Below are 15,846 nucleotides of genomic sequence, written 5' to 3'. Positions count from 1 at the left end.
GCGCCCCGGCGCGCACACCGCCTGCGGAAGGACCTGAAGCGATGAGCAGTCCGGACTCCATCACCGTCACCGGCACCGGATCGGTGACCGTGGTTCCCGACATCGCGGTGCTGCGCGTGGGGGCGGAGGTCCGCTCCCCCCGTCTGGGCGAGGCGTACGACGGCGCCTCCCGGGCCTCCGAGGCCATCGTCGCCGCGGCGCTGCGGTCCGGTGTGACGCGCTCCGACATCGTCTCCGCCTCCCTCTCGGTCGCGCCGGAGCTGACCTGGGAGGAGGGCCGCGGCCAGCAGCTCGTGGGCTACGTCGCGAGCCGGGGACTCACGATCGGGGCCCGGGACCTGGCCCGCACGGGCGAGCTCCTCGACGCGGTGGTCTCGGCCGGTGGCGGCGCCGTGCGCATCCACGGGATCTCGCTCGGCGTCTCGGACCCGGCAGCAGCGGAGGCCTCGGCCCAGGAGGCGGCCTTCCACGAGGCCGAGGGTGCCGCCCGGCGGCTCGCCGCCCTGGCGGGGCGGGCGCTCGGCGCCGCGGTCCGCATCGATGCCGGCGCGCCTCTCGCGGCAGCGCCCGGCCCGCCGGTGCCGCTGCGCCGCGTCGCCCTCGCGGCGGCCGATCCGAGCGCGCCGCTCGAGCCGGGCGAGACCGAGGTGCGGGCCAGCGTGACGGTGACGTGGTCGCTCGCCGATGGCGCCTAGCAGAGCTCCGGCACGCGCTGCCCTTGACACCGATTCGAAGATGTATTCGAATGAAGGGCATGCGATGGAACACGCAGTCGGTCGCCGAGCCGCTCTCCGGGCCGGACGACGGCGCCCCGGCCCAGCCGCCCCTCCTGTCCCTTGCGGGCGCGCTGCGCACGGTGAGGACGCCGGAGTTCCAGGGAATCACCTTCCACGAGGTCGCCGCGAAATCGGCGCTCAACAAGGTCCCGCCGGCGTCCTCCATGCCGTTCCGCTGGACAGTGAACCCCTACCGCGGCTGTAGCCATGCGTGCGTCTACTGCTTCGCCCGGAACACCCACACCTACCTCGACCTCGACTCCGGCCTCGACTTCGACCGGCAGCTCGTGGTGAAAGTGAACGTCGGCGAGGTGCTGCGTGCGGAGGTCTCCAGGCGCTCCTGGGCGCGCGAGCACGTGGCGCTGGGGACCAACACCGATCCCTACCAGCGGGCGGAGGGCCGCTACGCCCTGATGCCCGGCATCATCCGGGCCCTCGCCGATTCCGGGACCCCGTTCTCCATCCTGACGAAGGGCACGCTCCTGGCCCGCGACCTCCCGCTGCTGAAGGCGGCTGCGACCCAGGTGCCGATCGGGGCCGGGATCTCCCTCGCCGTCCTCGACCCCGAGCTCCAGTCCGCCCTCGAGCCGGGGACCCCTTCCCCCGCCGCCCGGCTGCACCTCGTGTCGAGGCTGCGCGACGCGGGCCTGCCCTGCGGTGTCATGGCCATGCCCATCCTCCCCTGGCTCACCGATTCCGAGGAACACCTCGACGCGCTCATGGGCAAGCTCGCGCAGGCGGGTGCCACGGGGGTCACGGCGGGCGCGCTCCATCTGCGCCCGGGGACCCGGGAGTGGTTCATGGGCTGGCTCGCGCGGACGCATCCGCAGCTGGTCGGCCGGTACCGCAGGCTCTATGCGAAGGGCGCCTACGCCCCGTCCGAGTACCGCGCATGGCTGGGCCGGCGCATCGCGGCAGCCAAGGCGCGCCACGGCTTCGGGCGGGGGTTCGAGCGCGACGAGGCCTTCGGCCACCGCGACGGGGACGTCCTCGCCGCGGGCGGCCCGGCTGCCCACATCCCTTCACCCGCTGCGCGGCAGGACGCCCTGTTCTGAGCCGGGCGGGACGTCACGGGATCCTCAGGATCAGCGGACGGCGTGGCGGCGCACCGCGTCCACGATCGGGAAGTCCGCGGGGATCCACGCCAGTTCCGTCAGGGCGTCCCCATCGAGTCCGACCCACCGCAGCTCGTCGTGGTCCTGCAGGGGCTCGGGCACGCCCGCGCGCACCTCGGCGAGCCATACCCGCATTGCCGCACGGTCGTTGAGCGGCCAGCCCTGCGGCAGCGGGCCGGGCACCTCCGGGCCGAGGGCCACCGCGACGCCGAGCTCCTCGTCCAGCTCGCGGCGCAGTCCGTCCTCGGCCGACTCGCCGTGCTCGACCTTTCCCCCCGGGAACTCCCACAGGCCCGCGAAGGCCGGGGGCGCCGTCCTGCGCGCCGCCAGGAGCATGGTGGGCCGCTCGAGCGAGTCGACGATCGCTCCCCCGACCACTTGGACGAACTGCGGGCCGGCTCCCTGGGTCTGCGTCTGCACGGGCCCAGTCTAGGGCGGGCGGAATGGGGGCGCCTCCCGTACTGTTGGCACGAGACGAGGGCCGACGCCGTTCCTCCCCCCCCCGCCCGAGAGATCCCCCCGGCCCCGACACGAGGAATGCCACCGTGCCCACGTCCGAATCGCCCGCTCCCCTGCACGCCCCCGCCGCCGGGGTCCGCTCCCCCAGCGCCTCCGGCGCTCGCCCCGAGACGGCGCCGGCGCATCGTTCCACGCTGCTCGAGCCGAGGCCCCTCTTCTGGGCCATGCTCGCCCTGGGGCTCGGCGGCTTCGCCATCGGCACCGTCGAGTTCGCGACCATGGGGCTGCTGAAGGAGATCGAACGCGGGCTCGCGATCAGCACCCCGCAGGCAGGACAGCTCATCTCCGCCTACGCACTGGGCGTCGTGGTGGGGGCGCCGCTGCTCGCGGCCGTCGGGGCCCGGCTGCCGCGCAAGGCGCTGGTCCTCGGCCTCATGGCGTTCTACGCGGTCGCCAACCTGTCCTCGTTCGTGGCGGCCGACTACGGCGCGATGCTCGTCTCCCGCTTTGCCGCGGGCCTTCCGCACGGCGCCTACTTCGGCACGGCCGCTGTCATCGCCGCCTCGCTCGTGGCACCCACGAAGAGGGGGTGGGCCATCGCGACGGTCATGTCCGGCCTCACGATCGCCAACGTCCTCGGCGTGCCCGCCGCGACCTGGCTCGGCCAGTCCCTCGGCTGGCGCCTGCTGTTCGTCGTCACCGCGGCGATCGGGCTCGCGTGCGTGGCGATGGTGGCACGGTTCGTCCCCTACGAGCCGCCACACCCGGAGGCGAGCATCCGCCGGGAGCTCTCCGCCCTCCGGCGCGGCCAGCTGTGGCTTGCCCTCGCGGTCGGGGTGGTCGGATTCGGCGGATTCTTTGCCACCTACACGTACATCGCCCATACGATGACCTCCGTCGCGGGGCTGCCGGAGGCGCTGATGCCTGTGGTCGTGGCGCTGTACGGCCTCGGGATGGTAGTGGGCAACATGGCCGGCGGCCGCCTCGCCGACCGCTCCGTGATGGGAACGATCTACTGGGCGCTCACGGCCGTGGCGGGGGTCATGGTGCTCTACGGGCTCGCCGCCCCCGTGTGGCCGCTGGCCCTCCTCATGGTGTTCGTGGTGGGCGGATCCGGCTCGGTCCTCATCCCCGCGCTCCAGGCGCGCCTGCTGGACTCGGCACCCGGGGCCGCCACCCTCGCCACGTCGCTGAGCCACTCGGCCCTGAACGTGGCCAATGCCCTGGGCGCGTTCCTCGGGGGCGTGGTCATCGCCGCGGGGTGGGGCTTCGTTGCGCCGGCGTACGTCGGCGCGGCCCTCGCCGTGCTCGGCCTCGGGATCGCGCTGCTGAGCGGCGCCCTCGAGCGGCGGCGGGCGCGCTGAGCGTCCCGGGCGGCTGAGCGTTCCCGGCGGCTATCGGGCCGGCTGCTCCGCGGCGGCGGGCGGCTGTGCGTCCCCGTCGCGGTGGATGTCCGGCTCGAGGTAGATGACCCGTGCGCTCGGGACGGAGGCCCGGATCCGAGCCTCGGCCTCGTCGATGGTCCGGGCGATCTGGGCGCCGCTCGCTCCGCGGGCCACGCTGATCTTGGCGCCGACCAGCAGCTCCTCCGGGCCCAGGTGCATGGTGCGCAGGTGGATGATCCGGGTCCCGTCGGCGGTGATGGCAGCCTCGATGCGCCGCACGTCCGAGCGGGTGGCCGATTCACCGAGCAGCAGCGAGCTGGTCTCGAGGGCCAGCACGGTGGCGATCACCACGAGGAGCAGGCCGATCATGGCCGTTCCCGCGGCGTCCCAGAGGCCGTTGCCGGTCACGAGCGTGAGCGAGACGCCGACGAGGGCGAACAGGAGACCCAGGAGCGCGCCGAAGTCCTCGAGGAGGATGACGGGCAGCTCGGGCTGCTTGGCGTTCCGGACAAAGGCCACCCAGGACTGGGCCCCCCGGAGCTGGTTCGCCTCGCCGACTGCGGTGCGGAAGGACAGGCCCTCCGCCGTCGCGGCGCCCACGAGGATGACGAGGGGCACCCACCACCAGGGGCCCTCGATGCCGTGGGGCTCCTTGAACTTTTCCCACGCCTCGAAGAGGGCGAACAGGCCACCGACGCTGAACAGCACGATCGAGACGATGAACGCGTAGATGTACCGCTCGCGGCCGTAGCCGAAGGGGTGCTCCGGGTTTGCCTGCTTGCGCGAGCGCTTGCCGCCGAGGAGGAGCAGCAGCTGGTTGCCGGAGTCGGCGACCGAGTGGATAGCCTCGGCAAGCATGGACGAGGATGCCGTGAGCGCGAACGCGAGGAACTTCATCACCGCGATCGACAGGTTTGCTGCCAGCGCGGCAACGACAGCCTTGGACCCACCACCGGACGACATGGTCCCCTCCTTCACAGCCCAGCCAGATGTGCGGCCGTCACGTGAGGTGCGCACGGACGGCTCCGTCCTACCCTACGGGCATCCGGCTCCTGCTCAGCGCCGCTGCCCCCTGGCGCTCGCGTACAGGCAGACGGTCGCCGCGGTTCCGACGTTGAGGCTCTCCGCGCGTCCGTAGAGCGGGACCGCGACCCGGTGGTCGGCGAGCTCCTTCTCGGCCTCGCTGAGGCCCTGGGCCTCGTTGCCGAAGAGCCAGGCGGTCGGGTCCTCGAGGCGGTACTCCCCCGCGGCCCCGCCGGCTCCGGTCCTGCGCGCGGCCGAGGCGTCCTGGAGTTCGTCGAGGTCGAGCGGCCCCGCGCCGTCGGCCGCGAGGATCCCGAGGCCCACGCCGCGGGCCGCGGCAGCGAAGTCCGCCGGATCGGCGCCGAGCACCACGGGCACGTGGAAGATCGACCCGGCGGTGCTGCGGACCGCCTTGGGGTTGTAGATGTCGACGCTCCCGGCCGTGAGGACGACCGCGGCGGCCCCGGCGGAGTCGGCGGCGCGCAGGATCGTGCCCGCGTTGCCGGGGTCCTGGACCCGGCACATGACGGCGAGCAGGCGGGGCCGCTCCGCGAGGACGGAGTCGAGCGGGACGTCGAGCATGGTGCACACGGCCAGGATGCCCTGGGGGTTCACCGTGTCGGCCATGGCGGCGAGCACGTCGTCATCCGCGAGGCGCAGCCGGCCGGTGGCCTCGGCGAGGTGGGCGATCTCGGGGTGGCGGGAGAGGCAGGGCTCGCTCGCGTAGAGCTCCACGACGACGGCGCTGCCCCCCTCGGCGCGGCGCTCGGCGTCCAGCCGGAGCGCCTCGCGCACTGCCTGCGGTCCCTCGGCCAGAAACTGGCGGCGGCGGGTCCGCGCGGCCCGGGTGGCCAGCTTGGCGACATCGCGGACGCGGTCGGCACGGGGGTTGGTCATGATCGGGCTCGGTATCACGGACCAACTCTAGCGAGCCGAGTCCTCCCGAGAACGCGCCAGCGCCCGCGCAGCCTGGGCTGCGCGGGCGCTGGACGATGGACGCACCCGCGCGGGGCCAGCGCCCCGGCGGTGCTGCCTCTCGGTGTGCTACTTGGCGACCGGGGCGTTGACGTCGGCCGGCAGGGCCTTCTTCGCGACCTCGACGAGGGCCGAGAACGCGGCGGCGTCGGAGACGGCCAGCTCGGCGAGCATGCGGCGGTCCACCTCGACCTCAGCGGCCTTGAGGCCCTGGATGAGGCGGTTGTAGGTCAGGCCGTTGGCGCGGGACGCAGCGTTGATGCGCTGGATCCACAGGCGGCGGAAGTCGCCCTTCCGCTTGTGGCGGTCCTGGTAGCTGTAGACGAACGAGTGGAGCAGCTGCTCCTTGGCCTTGCGGTACAGGCGCGAGCGCTGTCCGCGGTAGCCGGACGCCCGATCGAGGACGGTACGGCGCTTCTTATGGGCGTTGACTGCCCGCTTCACACGTGCCACGTGCGTACTCCTTTTGAATCTCTCCCAGGCACCCGGGCTGTGCCCGGCCGGGATGGCTCGTGGCCCCTCTCAGGGCCGGTGGGTGGAAGAAATCAGATGCCGAGCATGCGCTTGATGACCTTGGCGTCGCCGCCCGAGACGATCTTGTCCGCGGCGAGGCGGCGCGTGAGCGTCGTCGGCTTGTGCTCGAGGTAGTGGCGGCGGTTGGCCTGCTGGCGCTTGAGCTTGCCGGAACCGGTCAGCTTGAAGCGCTTCTTGGCGCCGCTGTGCGTCTTCATCTTCGGCATGGGAACCGATCTCCTTTTGCTTCCCGCGGCACAGGGCCGCGGATTTCGTTGGCGGCCTGCTCGCGCAGGCCGACTCGTTGCGTGCCGCCCGCAGGCGCTGGGCCTGCGGCGGCGGACTCGGCGGGCGGTCCGCTCACCAGGGGCGAGCGGCCCGGCCCGGCCGGGTCTGGTCTAGTTGCCCCGGCGGCCGGACGGCCGGGGCGCCGTCGGCTTCGGGGCGGACGGCTTCGGTGCCGCAGCCGACGGCCGCGGTGCACCCGGCTTGGGCACCGAGGGCTTCGGTGCCGCCACCGGCTTGGGCGCTGCGGCCGGCCGTGGGGCCGACTGGGCCGGCTTCGGGGCCGCCTCGGCTGCGGGCTTCGGCGCGGCCGGCTGCTTGGGGGCCTCAGCCTTGGGCGCCTCGACCTTGGGGGCCTCGACCTTGGGGGCAGCGGCCTTCGGAGCCTCAGCCTTCGGGGCCTCGGCCTTGGGGGCGGCGGTCTCCGGGGCCTCAGCCTTGGGGGCCTCAGCCTTCGGGGCCTCAACCTTGGGGGCAGCCGTCGCCGGGGCCTCAGCCTTGGGAGCCTCAGTCTCGGCGGCCTCGGCCGGCTCCGCGGCCTGGGCCACGGATTCCTCCGGGGCCTCCGCCTCGGCGGGGGCGGCCTCCGGCTCCGCGTTCTCGCGGGCCTGGGCGGCCTGGAGGAACTCGGCCGGGATCGCGTCTCCCAGCGACTGGGTCAGCGGTGCCTGCCCGGCCGTGACCGATGCGGACTTCGCTTCCTCCGCCTTGGCCTTGTCGGCAGCGCGCTGCGCCGCGCGGCGGGCCTCCGCCTTGGCCTCAGCCTTGTTCTTCAGGGGGCCGATCACCATGACCATGTTGCGGCCATCGATGCGCGGCGTCGACTCGATCGCACCGACCTCGGCGACGTCCTCCGCGAACCGCTGGAGCAGCCGGATGCCCATTTCGGGGCGCTGCTGCTCGCGGCCACGGAACTGGATCATGGCCTTGACCTTGTCGCCGGCACCGAGGAAGCGGAGCGCGTGGCCCTTCTTCGTCTCGTAGTCGTGCTTGTCGATCTTGAGGCGGAACCGGATCTCCTTCAGAACGGTGTTCGTCTGGTTCTTCCGCGCCTCGCGTGCCTTGACCGCAGCCTCGTACTTGTACTTGCCGAAGTCCATCAGCTTGCATACCGGTGGCTTGGCCTGGGGCGCCACCTCGACGAGGTCGAGGTCTGACTCCGTAGCCAGTCGCAGCGCATCTTCGATGCGTACGATGCCCACCTGCTCGCCCGCAGGGCCTACGAGGCGAACCTCGGGAACGCGGATTCGCTCATTGATGCGTGGATCGCTAATGTTCAAGCTCCTGTACATGTGACGGAAGTGCCCCGGCAACAAGGAAGGCCCCCGATTGCCGGTGCAATCGGAGGCCTCGGATGGCGCCCTCCCCATCGGGGCGGGCCTGCTCGGTCCGACGTACGCCGGACCGGCCAACCTGGGTACCCGGCAGCTTTCCGGCCGTGAGGCCCGGACGCCGACAGGTGGGAGGTGATCTCCGCTTGCAAACTGTCAGTCAAGTATACAGGGTGGACGCACGAAAACCCTCACCAGCGCCCCCGGGGGCTGCTAGCCGGGCTGTCGAACGGCTCACACGTGAATAACGACATCCAGTCGGTCTGTGCCAAGCTTATCAGCATGAGCAGCACCAGCCCCAATGCCCCCCTGTCCTCCGACGACGCCCACCGCCACAGCTTCGACGCGGGCCCCGCCGGCGCCCCGGACGTGGACGCCCAGGTGCGCGACATCGCCGAGGTCGCGGCGGTGGAGGTCATCACGACGACGGCGGTCCACCTCATGAGCGCAGCCGCCGTCAAGTGCGGGCTGGCCGACGGCGCGGACGCTGCGGAGCTGAAGGACCTCGACGAGGCCCGCAAGCTCATCACGGCGCTCGCGGGGCTTGTGACCGCCGCCGCCCCCGAGATCGGCTCGCAGCACGCCGGGCCGTTGCGGGACGGGCTCCGCTCCCTCCAGCTCGCGTTCCGCGAGGCGTCGGTGATCCAGGACGAGCCGGGCAAGGGCCCGGGCGAGAAGTACACGGGCCCGGTCAACTAGCGCGGGAGGCCCGCGGGCGGCCGCGGTCAGCCGACCGACTGCGGCGAGCGGCGTCGTCGTGCGCTCTGCGCGACGATGCCGCCCAGGCACAGGAGGGTCCCGGCGGCGCCGATGCCCACGAAGCCGGACCACGGGCCCACGGCGTCGATCATCGTGCCCGTCAGCGGCGAGCCCAGGGCGGTGCCCGCCGTGAGCGCCGAGCCGTACCAGCCCATCGCCTCGCCGCGGCGGCGCTCCGGGACGAGCTCGGCGACCCGCTCCGACGCTGCCGAGAGGGTGGGCGCGCACAGGAGCCCGGGCAGCACCGAGAGCAGGCTCAGCGTCACAGTGTCGTGGGCGAGCCCCATCGGGATGGTCAGCACGCTCATGGCCGTGAGCAGGACCAGCGGGGAGACCGGCCGGTGCATCGCCCCGTAGAGCAGGCCTCCCACGAGGGAGGCGAAGCACCAGAAGAAGAACACGACGCCGAGCTGGCCCCCCTGGCCGTGCTCGCGCAGGATCGCCACGATGCCCACGTCGGTGCCTGAGAGGACCATGCCGGCGCCGGCCGCGACGGCCATCACGACGACGACGGCGACCCCTGCCCAGGCGGGGCCTCCGCGGGCCCTGCCGAGGAGGCGCCGGAGGCCCGAGGCCCCGTCCGCCTGCCCGGCGGCCACCTCGGTCGGCGCCGGAGACTCGGCCGATTCGGGTCCCGAGGCGACCTCGACGAGATCGGCGTCCTCCGCCGCGGAAGCGGGGACCGCGCCGGGCTGGCCCGAGCGCGTGGGTGGGTTGAACCACAGCAGTGCGAGGCCCGCCAGCGCGGCCGAGACGCCGACGCCCGTGAGTCCCCAGACCGTGGAGACGTTCACGGCGACGGTCGCGGCCAGCGCCGGGCCGACCATGAAGGTCACCTCGGTGCAGATCGAGTCCAGGGCGAAGGCGGTGCGGCGCTGCCCGGCGTGCGTCATGACGCCGAGGGACTGGCGCACCACCGAGAAGATCGGCAGGGCGAAGAGGCCGCCGACGAGGGCTGCGACGAGCAGCCACGGGTAGTCCAGGTGCGGCGCGACCCCCCACACGAGCGCCTCCGCCACGATCGAGGGGACGAGCGCCGGCCGAAGTCCCGCCGTGTCGACCCTGCGGCCGCGCCACGGGGCGCCGAGGGCGATCCCGATCGTCAGCACCGCCGCGACGGCGCCCGCGGCCGCGTACCCGAGGCCGAGGGTCTGGACGACGTGGAGGGTCAGGAGCACGCCGGCGGCCGAGTGCGGCAGCCGCGCCACCATCGCCACGAGCAGGAGGCGGCGGACCTCTTTCCGGCGCCACAGGTGCCCGTACTGGGCGAAGTCCATGGGTTCCTCTTCCGTGCGCACCGCCCGGCGGTGGCAGGGCGGAACTCAGCCGTTCGCGGCGCGGAGCTTGACCTCGATGGAGTCGACGGCTTCCGCGAAGCGCGTGCTGGCGGCGAGCCTGCCGTTCAGCTCTGACACCGTCTCACGCACCGCCTCGGCTGGCAAACCCGGGGCGAGGGAGACCGTGAGGCGCAGCTCGGGCCCCGCCCCGCCGCCCGCGACGACGCGGCCTTCCGCGTCCCTCGAGGCCACCCCTGCGCCCGGGGAGATCGCGATGCCGCGCACCGGCGCAAGCCCCTCGGCCGCCTTCTCGACCTCGTCCACGAGGGCCGGGTCAGCGTAGGAGGGGGTCCACTCCTTCTGCTGGGCGAGCGCCCAGACGGCGGGGCGCCGCAGCACGAGGGTGAGCTCGGCGCCCGGGTCGAGGACCAGAAGCTCGGCCCCTTCCGAGACGGCGGAGAGCGCCGCGCGGGGCGCGAACACGGCGACCGGGCGCGCGTCCCGGTGCCACGCCTCGAGGCGCTCGACGGAGGTGAAGACCGGCAGTGCCTTGCGGCCGTCGGGGGCGGCGACGGTCACGAGTGCCATGTCTGCCTCCTTGTCCTCGGCGAAGCCATGCTCCCCGAGCCCTCCCTCGGCGAGGCTCGCCACGACGGCGACGAACACGCGCGCCCCGGCGAGGGCGCGGTGGACGTCGGCCTCGCCGCCGGTGCCCCTGAGGAGGTCCGCGACCGCGGCCGCCACGGCCGGGTCGGGCCGGCCGTCGTCTGCGTCGAACTGGTGGAGCGGGTTGCCGTCGCCGCGCAGGTCGCGGCCTTCCCAGGGCTGTCCCGCGGAGTCGGCGGCGCTTCCCGCGCGGGCGAGCGCCGCGGCGATGTGGCCGGGGAGGTGACGTCCCGCAGAAGGCGACGGGCCGTCGTCGTCCGTCGGGGCCATTCAGCGCCGCCCGGCGACGTCGAGCGCCTCCGGCAGGGTGAACTGGCCGGAGTAGAGCGCCTTGCCCACGATCGCGCCCTCGACGCCGAGGGGCACGAGGCCGCGCAGGGTGCGCAGGTCATCGAGGCTGGAGATGCCGCCGGAGGCGACGACCGGCTTGTCCGTGCGGGCGCACATCTGCTGCAGGAGCTCGACGTTCGGCCCGCGCAGCGTGCCGTCCTTGGTGACGTCGGTGACGACATAGCGGGCGCAGCCAGCGTCCTCGAGCTGGGCGAGCACCTCCCAGAGGTCTCCGCCCTCCTTGGTCCAGCCGCGGCCGGCGAGGGTCGTGCCGCGCACGTCGAGGCCGACGGCGATCCGCTCGCCGTGGCGGGCGATGGCCTTGGCGGTCCAGTCGGGGTCCTCGATCGCCGCCGTGCCGAGGTTCACCCGGGCCACCCCGAGCTCGAGGGCCGCCTCGAGGGACGCGTCGTCGCGCAGGCCGCCCGACAGCTCGACCTTGAGCGAGAGGCCGCGCACGACCTCGGCGATGAGCGCGCGGTTGTCGCCGCGGCCGAACGCCGCGTCGAGGTCCACGAGGTGGACCCACTCCGCGCCGGCGTCCTGCCACGCGTGGGCGGCATCCAGCGGCGAGCCGTAGCCGGTCTCGCTGCCGGCCTCGCCCTGGACGAGCCGGACGGCCTGGCCGTCGACGATGTCGACGGCGGGCAGCAGTTCGAGGATGGGGGCCTCGTCGGTCATGGTGTCTCCCTCAGTGTCGTCTCCGCCGGCTCACGGGGCCGGCAGGGTCAGCAGGTAGGCCGCCACGAGGGCGGCCGCGGCGAGCGCCCCGAAGGCGATCCAGGTCCAGTTGGGCAGGCCCTGGCGGCGGAACGAGACGGCACCGCCGACGAGCAGCCCGGCGAGGCCGAACAGCAGCACGGACCACATGCGTCAGGACGCCCCGGGCTTGGCGAGCGACTCGACCCAGTTGCGCAGGAGCCGGGCCCCGGCGTCGCCCGACTTCTCGGGGTGGAACTGGGTGGCGCACAGCGGTCCGTTCTCCACCGCGGCGATGAACGGGGCGCCGTGCTCGCTCCAGGTCACGAGAGGGGGCGCCATGCGCGGCTGGGCGACCTCGAAGTCCCACGACTGCACGCCGTAGGAGTGCACGAAGTAGAAACGCTCGTCCTCGACCCCGGCGAACAGCTTCGAGCCCTCGGGGACCTTGACGGTGTTCCAGCCCATGTGCGGGACGACCTCGGCGGGGAGGAGCTCGACCGTGCCGGGCCATTCGCCGAGGCCCTCGGCCTCGACGCCGTGCTCGATGCCGCGCTCGAACATGACCTGCAGCCCGACGCAGATGGCGAGGACGGGCCGGCCGCCGGCGACGCGGCGGCCGATGATGCGCAGGCCGTCGACCGCGGCGAGTTCCTTCATGACGGTGGCGAAGGCCCCGACCCCGGGGACGACGAGGCCGTCCGCGGCGAGCGCGTCCTCGGCCTTCGCGCTCAGGGTCACGGCCGCGCCGGCGCGCTCCAGGGCGCGGACCGCGGAGCGGACGTTGCCGGACCCGTAGTCGAGGACGACGACGGTGGGGCGCCCGTGCGGGTCCGGCACCTTCTCCGCGGCGTGCCGCGGGTCGACGACGACCGCATCCGGGGTGCCCTCGGGAGCTGCGGGAAGCGCGTCCGGCGATGCGGTCACAGGGCCCCCTTCGTGGACGGGATGGCGTCGCCGATGCGCGGGTCCGGCTCGACGGCGGCGCGCAGGGCGCGCGCGAAGGCCTTGAACTGGGCCTCGACGATGTGGTGCGGGTCGCGGCCTGCCAGGACGTTCATGTGCAGGCAGATGCCGGCGTGCAGGGTGATCGCCTCGAACACGTGGCGCGTGAGCGAGCCGGTGAAGTGTCCGCCGATGAGGTGGTACTCCTGCCCCGCGGGCTCCCCGCCGTGGACGAGGTAGGGGCGCCCCGAGACGTCGACGACCGCGTGGGCGAGGGCCTCGTCGAGCGGCACCGAGGCCTCGCCGAAGCGGCGGATGCCGGCCTTGTTCCCGAGCGCCTGCCTGAGGACCTCGCCGAACGTGATCGCGATGTCCTCGACCGTGTGGTGCACGTCGATGTGGGTGTCCCCCGTCGCCTTGACGGTCAGGTCGATCAGCGAGTGCTTGGACAGGGCCGTGAGCATGTGGTCGTAGAACGGGACGCTGCTGGAGATGTCGGAGCGGCCGGTGCCGTCGAGGTTGATCTCGACCAGGACCGAGGACTCGCTCGTCGTGCGCTCCATCCGCGCGGTCCGCTGGGTCACGGGCGCGGTCTGCAGCTCGGTACTCATGGGTGTGTGTCCTTCGATCAGGCGTGTGCGGGGGGTGCTTCTCTATTCTAGGCGGCGGGCAGGCGCCCATCCGCGGCGAGGAGCTCCTCGAGCCGGGTCAGGAACGCGGTCGTCTCGCGTTCGGTGCCGGCGGTGACCCGGAGGCTGCCGGGGATCCCGACGTCCCGCACGATCACGCCGGCCTCGAGCAGGCCGTGCCAGATCTTCTGCGGGTCGTCGAGGCCCGTGAAGAAGACGAAGTTCGAGTCGGAGGACGCCGGGGTGAGGCCCATCCGCTCGAGCTCCTTCACGATGCGGTCCCGCTGGTGCTTGATCTCCTCGACCTCGGCCATGAGGGAGGCGCGGTGCCCGAGCGCGGCGAGCGCCGTGGCCTGGGTGACGGCCGAGAGGTGGTAGGGCAGCCGGACGAGCCGCAGGGCGTCGATGACCTCGGGGGCGGCGGCAAGGTAGCCGAGCCGGGCGCCGGCGAGGGCGAAGGCCTTGCTCATGGTGCGGGTGACGATCAGCCGAGGGCGCCCCGGCAGGAGCGTGAGCGCGCTCTGCGTGCCGAGCTGGGCGAACTCGGCGTACGCCTCGTCGACGATCACGATGGCCTGGCTCGCCTCGCCTGCCTCGTAGACGGCCTCCACGACGTCGAGGCCGAGTGCCGTCCCGGTCGGGTTGTTCGGCGAGCACAGGAAGACGACGTTGGGGGCGAGCGCGCGCACCTGGCGCGCGGCCGAGGCGGCCGTGAGCTCGAAGTCCTCCTCGCGTGTGCCCTTCAAGTACGCCGTGCCCGTACCGGCGGCAAGCAGCGGGTACATCGAGTAGGTGGGAGGGAAGCCGAGCGCCGAGCGCCCGGGGCCGCCGAAGGCCTGCAGGATCTGCTGCAGCACCTCGTTCGAGCCGTTGGCTGCCCAGAGCTGCTCCGGAGCGAGGCCGTGGCCGAGGTACTCGGCGAGGGACTCTCGCAGCCGGGTGAACTCGCGGTCCGGGTACCGGTTCAGGCCCCCGACAACCCCGCGGACGGCTTCGACGATGGCGTCCTGGACATCCTGCGGGACGCCGTGGGTGTTCTCGTTGACGTTGAGCTGGATGGGGACGTCGATCTGCGGCGCGCCGTACGGATGCTGGCCGCGGAGATCGTCGCGGAGGGGGAGCCGGTTGAGTCGTTGAAGCTGGTCGTCCACCGCTCCAGCCTACGCCAGCGCCCTCGGCCGGCCCCATTCGGCGGCGGCACGACGGGCCGTTCGTGACGCCCCGTCGGAGCGGCTGCGGGCTAGCGCAGGACCGGGACGAGGATCTGCTCGCCGGGGAGCACCCGGACGCCGGTGAGCCCGTTGAGGTCCTGGATCTGGCTGATGGTGACCCGCGGGTCCTGGTTCGGCACGCGCCGGGCGGCGATGGTCCACAGGGACTCCCCGGGCTGCACGGTCACCGTCACCGTCCCGCCGGGGCCGGTGAGGGGCTCGGCGGCGGCCTGGGCGGGCGCGGTGAGCGCCGCCCAGGCGACAAGCAGGGCCAGCGTGGCCAGGAACAGCGGGATGACGACGAGGACGATCCGGCCCCGTCGCGTCAGGCGCAGCGCCGGACGGGGTGCCCGCGCCGTGCGGGGCGCCGGGAGCGTGCCGAGATGGATCGCGTGTGCCATGGTCTGCCTTCCCCTGCCCACCCCGGGCCTCCCGCAGCGCGGGGGCCTCCGACCTCATTTTCGAAGATCCGGCGCAGGGCCGGAGTCGGAGTGTGCAGATTTTTCGAATGCATCTTCGAACTTTTGTGATCCTTCTTAGCACCTGTTCGCGAAGCATGTCCAGACTCGCTCGAACATGTGTTTGAAAGGTGCAGTGAACTGTCCTACGGTGGGAGCAGCACGGGGCACGGGCCCGAGTATCGGACCGGCTGCTTCCTTCGAGGCCATGGATCCATGGTGCGGAGGGGGTCCGACATTCCTGGTCCCGAGTCGGCACAGACCGCGGAATCCCGCGGGCGGCGAAGGGACAGGGACGGCATGGCACCACGGACGAAGGCGGCGAAAGGGCTGACGGCGCGCCAGAAGAGGATCCTCGAGACGATCCAGCGCTCGGTACAGCTCAAGGGGTACCCGCCCTCGATGCGCGAGATCGGCGACACGGTCGGACTCGCGAGCCTCTCGAGCGTCACGCACCAGCTGTCCCAGCTCGAGAAGCTCGGCTACCTGCGGCGCGACCCCAAGCGGCCGCGTGCCATGGAAGTGCTCATGCCGCTCACGCTCGACGAGGGCGAGCTCAGCGTCAGCGGCGAGGGCGCCGCGGCGCTCCTCGGCGCCGGCGGGGCCACGCTGGAGACGATGGCCTCCGCGGCGGACACGGCCATGGTGCCGCTTGTCGGCCGCATCGCCGCCGGCGGCCCGATCCTCGCGGACCAGGCCGTCGAGGACGTCATGCCGCTCCCCCGCCAGCTCGTGGGCTACGGCGAGCTGTTCATGCTCCGCGTCAAGGGCGACTCGATGATCGATGCGGCGATCTGCGACGGCGACTGGGTCGTGGTCCGGCGGCAGAACAGCGCCGAGAACGGCGATATCGTCGCGGCCCTGCTCGACGACGAAGCCACGGTCAAGACCTTCCGGCAGCGGGATGGACACACTTGGCTGCTGCCGCAGAACACCAGGTACGAGCCCATCCTGGGCGACGAGGCGACCGTCATGGGCAAGGTCGTCTCGGTGCTGCGCTCCGTCTGAGG

The 15,846-nt window shown here is 72.9% G+C and carries 19 protein-coding genes; 5 read left to right on the top strand and 14 right to left on the bottom strand.

What is annotated here, in order from left to right:
- Positions 1–41 precede the first annotated feature (41 nt).
- Positions 42–695 (top strand): SIMPL domain-containing protein, encoded by a 654-nt coding sequence (locus J2W21_RS05325; RefSeq protein ID WP_307113450.1) that lies wholly within the window; start codon positions 42–44, stop codon positions 693–695.
- Between the two features lie 59 nt (positions 696–754).
- Positions 755–1,831 (top strand): Rv2578c family radical SAM protein, encoded by a 1,077-nt coding sequence (locus J2W21_RS05320; protein ID WP_307113449.1) that lies wholly within the window; start codon positions 755–757, stop codon positions 1,829–1,831.
- A gap of 30 nt (positions 1,832–1,861) precedes the next feature.
- On the opposite strand, the gene J2W21_RS05315 is transcribed toward J2W21_RS05320, so the two are convergent.
- A complete protein-coding gene (locus tag J2W21_RS05315) occupies positions 1,862–2,311 on the bottom strand; it encodes a (deoxy)nucleoside triphosphate pyrophosphohydrolase (RefSeq protein ID WP_307113448.1) in 450 nt (149 codons plus the stop codon).
- Between the two features lie 263 nt (positions 2,312–2,574).
- Here J2W21_RS05315 and J2W21_RS05310 point away from each other — a divergent pair, with 263 nt between their 5' ends.
- Positions 2,575–3,714, top strand: coding sequence for an MFS transporter (locus tag J2W21_RS05310; RefSeq protein WP_307113507.1), 1,140 nt, complete (start codon positions 2,575–2,577; stop codon positions 3,712–3,714).
- Between the two features lie 30 nt (positions 3,715–3,744).
- Here the strand turns inward: J2W21_RS05310 and J2W21_RS05305 are convergent, their stop codons facing one another.
- The 5 genes from J2W21_RS05305 to infC form a co-directional block, all read right to left on the bottom strand.
- Positions 3,745–4,698, bottom strand: a complete 954-nt coding sequence (locus tag J2W21_RS05305) for a cation diffusion facilitator family transporter (RefSeq protein ID WP_307113447.1) — start codon at positions 4,696–4,698, stop codon at positions 3,745–3,747.
- Positions 4,699–4,791: 93 nt separating this feature from the next.
- Positions 4,792–5,655: a TrmH family RNA methyltransferase gene (locus J2W21_RS05300; protein WP_307113446.1), complete on the bottom strand. Its 864-nt coding sequence runs from the start codon at positions 5,653–5,655 to the stop codon at positions 4,792–4,794.
- Positions 5,656–5,802: 147 nt separating this feature from the next.
- Positions 5,803–6,186 (bottom strand): 50S ribosomal protein L20, encoded by a 384-nt coding sequence (gene rplT, locus J2W21_RS05295; RefSeq protein WP_307113445.1) that lies wholly within the window; start codon positions 6,184–6,186, stop codon positions 5,803–5,805.
- A gap of 92 nt (positions 6,187–6,278) precedes the next feature.
- Positions 6,279–6,473 carry a 50S ribosomal protein L35 gene (rpmI, locus tag J2W21_RS05290; protein WP_066497294.1) on the bottom strand — a complete coding sequence of 65 codons (195 nt, stop codon included), beginning with the start codon at positions 6,471–6,473 and terminating at the stop codon, positions 6,279–6,281.
- A 171-nt stretch (positions 6,474–6,644) separates the two neighbouring features.
- Positions 6,645–7,823 (bottom strand): translation initiation factor IF-3, encoded by a 1,179-nt coding sequence (gene infC / locus J2W21_RS05285; protein ID WP_307113444.1) that lies wholly within the window; start codon positions 7,821–7,823, stop codon positions 6,645–6,647.
- Between the two features lie 321 nt (positions 7,824–8,144).
- Between infC and J2W21_RS05280 the strand changes: the two genes are divergently transcribed.
- Entirely contained in the window at positions 8,145–8,561 is a 417-nt protein-coding gene (locus J2W21_RS05280; RefSeq protein WP_373423065.1) for a DUF1844 domain-containing protein, read from the top strand.
- 26 nt (positions 8,562–8,587) lie between these two features.
- Here the strand turns inward: J2W21_RS05280 and J2W21_RS05275 are convergent, their stop codons facing one another.
- From J2W21_RS05275 to J2W21_RS05240, 8 genes are all read right to left on the bottom strand, one after another.
- Positions 8,588–9,898 carry an MFS transporter gene (locus tag J2W21_RS05275; RefSeq protein ID WP_307113443.1) on the bottom strand — a complete coding sequence of 437 codons (1,311 nt, stop codon included), beginning with the start codon at positions 9,896–9,898 and terminating at the stop codon, positions 8,588–8,590.
- A 45-nt stretch (positions 9,899–9,943) separates the two neighbouring features.
- On the bottom strand, positions 9,944–10,834 hold the full coding sequence (locus J2W21_RS05270; RefSeq protein WP_307113442.1) for an SseB family protein: 891 nt from the start codon (positions 10,832–10,834) through the stop codon (positions 9,944–9,946).
- Entirely contained in the window at positions 10,835–11,575 is a 741-nt protein-coding gene (gene priA / locus J2W21_RS05265) for a bifunctional 1-(5-phosphoribosyl)-5-((5-phosphoribosylamino)methylideneamino)imidazole-4-carboxamide isomerase/phosphoribosylanthranilate isomerase PriA (RefSeq protein WP_307113441.1), read from the bottom strand. It lies immediately after the preceding gene.
- Between the two features lie 30 nt (positions 11,576–11,605).
- Positions 11,606–11,755 carry a hypothetical protein gene (locus tag J2W21_RS05260; protein ID WP_307113510.1) on the bottom strand — a complete coding sequence of 50 codons (150 nt, stop codon included), beginning with the start codon at positions 11,753–11,755 and terminating at the stop codon, positions 11,606–11,608.
- Between the two features lie 12 nt (positions 11,756–11,767).
- A complete protein-coding gene (gene hisH, locus J2W21_RS05255) occupies positions 11,768–12,433 on the bottom strand; it encodes an imidazole glycerol phosphate synthase subunit HisH (protein WP_307113505.1) in 666 nt (221 codons plus the stop codon).
- Positions 12,434–12,516: 83 nt separating this feature from the next.
- The gene (hisB, locus tag J2W21_RS05250) at positions 12,517–13,149 is read right to left on the bottom strand and encodes an imidazoleglycerol-phosphate dehydratase HisB (RefSeq protein ID WP_307113440.1); all 633 of its coding nucleotides are present in this window, start codon (positions 13,147–13,149) and stop codon (positions 12,517–12,519) included.
- A gap of 47 nt (positions 13,150–13,196) precedes the next feature.
- Positions 13,197–14,318 (bottom strand): histidinol-phosphate transaminase, encoded by a 1,122-nt coding sequence (locus J2W21_RS05245; RefSeq protein WP_307113439.1) that lies wholly within the window; start codon positions 14,316–14,318, stop codon positions 13,197–13,199.
- A gap of 89 nt (positions 14,319–14,407) precedes the next feature.
- Positions 14,408–14,779, bottom strand: coding sequence for a LysM peptidoglycan-binding domain-containing protein (locus J2W21_RS05240; RefSeq protein WP_307113438.1), 372 nt, complete (start codon positions 14,777–14,779; stop codon positions 14,408–14,410).
- A 357-nt stretch (positions 14,780–15,136) separates the two neighbouring features.
- On the opposite strand from J2W21_RS05240, the gene lexA reads away from it, so the two are divergent.
- Entirely contained in the window at positions 15,137–15,844 is a 708-nt protein-coding gene (gene lexA, locus J2W21_RS05235) for a transcriptional repressor LexA (RefSeq protein WP_066497283.1), read from the top strand.
- Positions 15,845–15,846 lie beyond the last annotated feature (2 nt).

The organism is Sinomonas atrocyanea (assembly GCF_030811715.1).
Taxonomy (GTDB): domain Bacteria; phylum Actinomycetota; class Actinomycetes; order Actinomycetales; family Micrococcaceae; genus Sinomonas; species Sinomonas atrocyanea_A.
Note: the sequence above shows the minus strand (reverse complement) of the source record. Positions and strands in the feature narration are given on the sequence as shown.

Excerpts from the sequence above, each read along its gene's own strand:
- J2W21_RS05325 (WP_307113450.1), top strand. The coding sequence starts at position 42 with ATGAGCAGTCCGGACTCCATCACCGTCACCGGCACCGGATCGGTGACC.
- hisB (WP_307113440.1), bottom strand. The coding sequence starts at position 13,149 with ATGAGTACCGAGCTGCAGACCGCGCCCGTGACCCAGCGGACCGCGCGG.
- infC (WP_307113444.1), bottom strand. The coding sequence starts at position 7,823 with ATGTACAGGAGCTTGAACATTAGCGATCCACGCATCAATGAGCGAATC.
- J2W21_RS05270 (WP_307113442.1), bottom strand. The coding sequence starts at position 10,834 with ATGGCCCCGACGGACGACGACGGCCCGTCGCCTTCTGCGGGACGTCAC.
- J2W21_RS05240 (WP_307113438.1), bottom strand. The coding sequence starts at position 14,779 with ATGGCACACGCGATCCATCTCGGCACGCTCCCGGCGCCCCGCACGGCG.
- priA (WP_307113441.1), bottom strand. The coding sequence starts at position 11,575 with ATGACCGACGAGGCCCCCATCCTCGAACTGCTGCCCGCCGTCGACATC.
- J2W21_RS05305 (WP_307113447.1), bottom strand. The coding sequence starts at position 4,698 with ATGTCGTCCGGTGGTGGGTCCAAGGCTGTCGTTGCCGCGCTGGCAGCA.
- J2W21_RS05310 (WP_307113507.1), top strand. The coding sequence starts at position 2,575 with ATGCTCGCCCTGGGGCTCGGCGGCTTCGCCATCGGCACCGTCGAGTTC.
- lexA (WP_066497283.1), top strand. The coding sequence starts at position 15,137 with ATGGCACCACGGACGAAGGCGGCGAAAGGGCTGACGGCGCGCCAGAAG.
- J2W21_RS05300 (WP_307113446.1), bottom strand. The coding sequence starts at position 5,655 with ATGACCAACCCCCGTGCCGACCGCGTCCGCGATGTCGCCAAGCTGGCC.
- J2W21_RS05320 (WP_307113449.1), top strand. The coding sequence starts at position 755 with ATGCGATGGAACACGCAGTCGGTCGCCGAGCCGCTCTCCGGGCCGGAC.
- J2W21_RS05280 (WP_373423065.1), top strand. The coding sequence starts at position 8,145 with ATGAGCAGCACCAGCCCCAATGCCCCCCTGTCCTCCGACGACGCCCAC.
- rpmI (WP_066497294.1), bottom strand. The coding sequence starts at position 6,473 with ATGCCGAAGATGAAGACGCACAGCGGCGCCAAGAAGCGCTTCAAGCTG.
- J2W21_RS05275 (WP_307113443.1), bottom strand. The coding sequence starts at position 9,898 with ATGGACTTCGCCCAGTACGGGCACCTGTGGCGCCGGAAAGAGGTCCGC.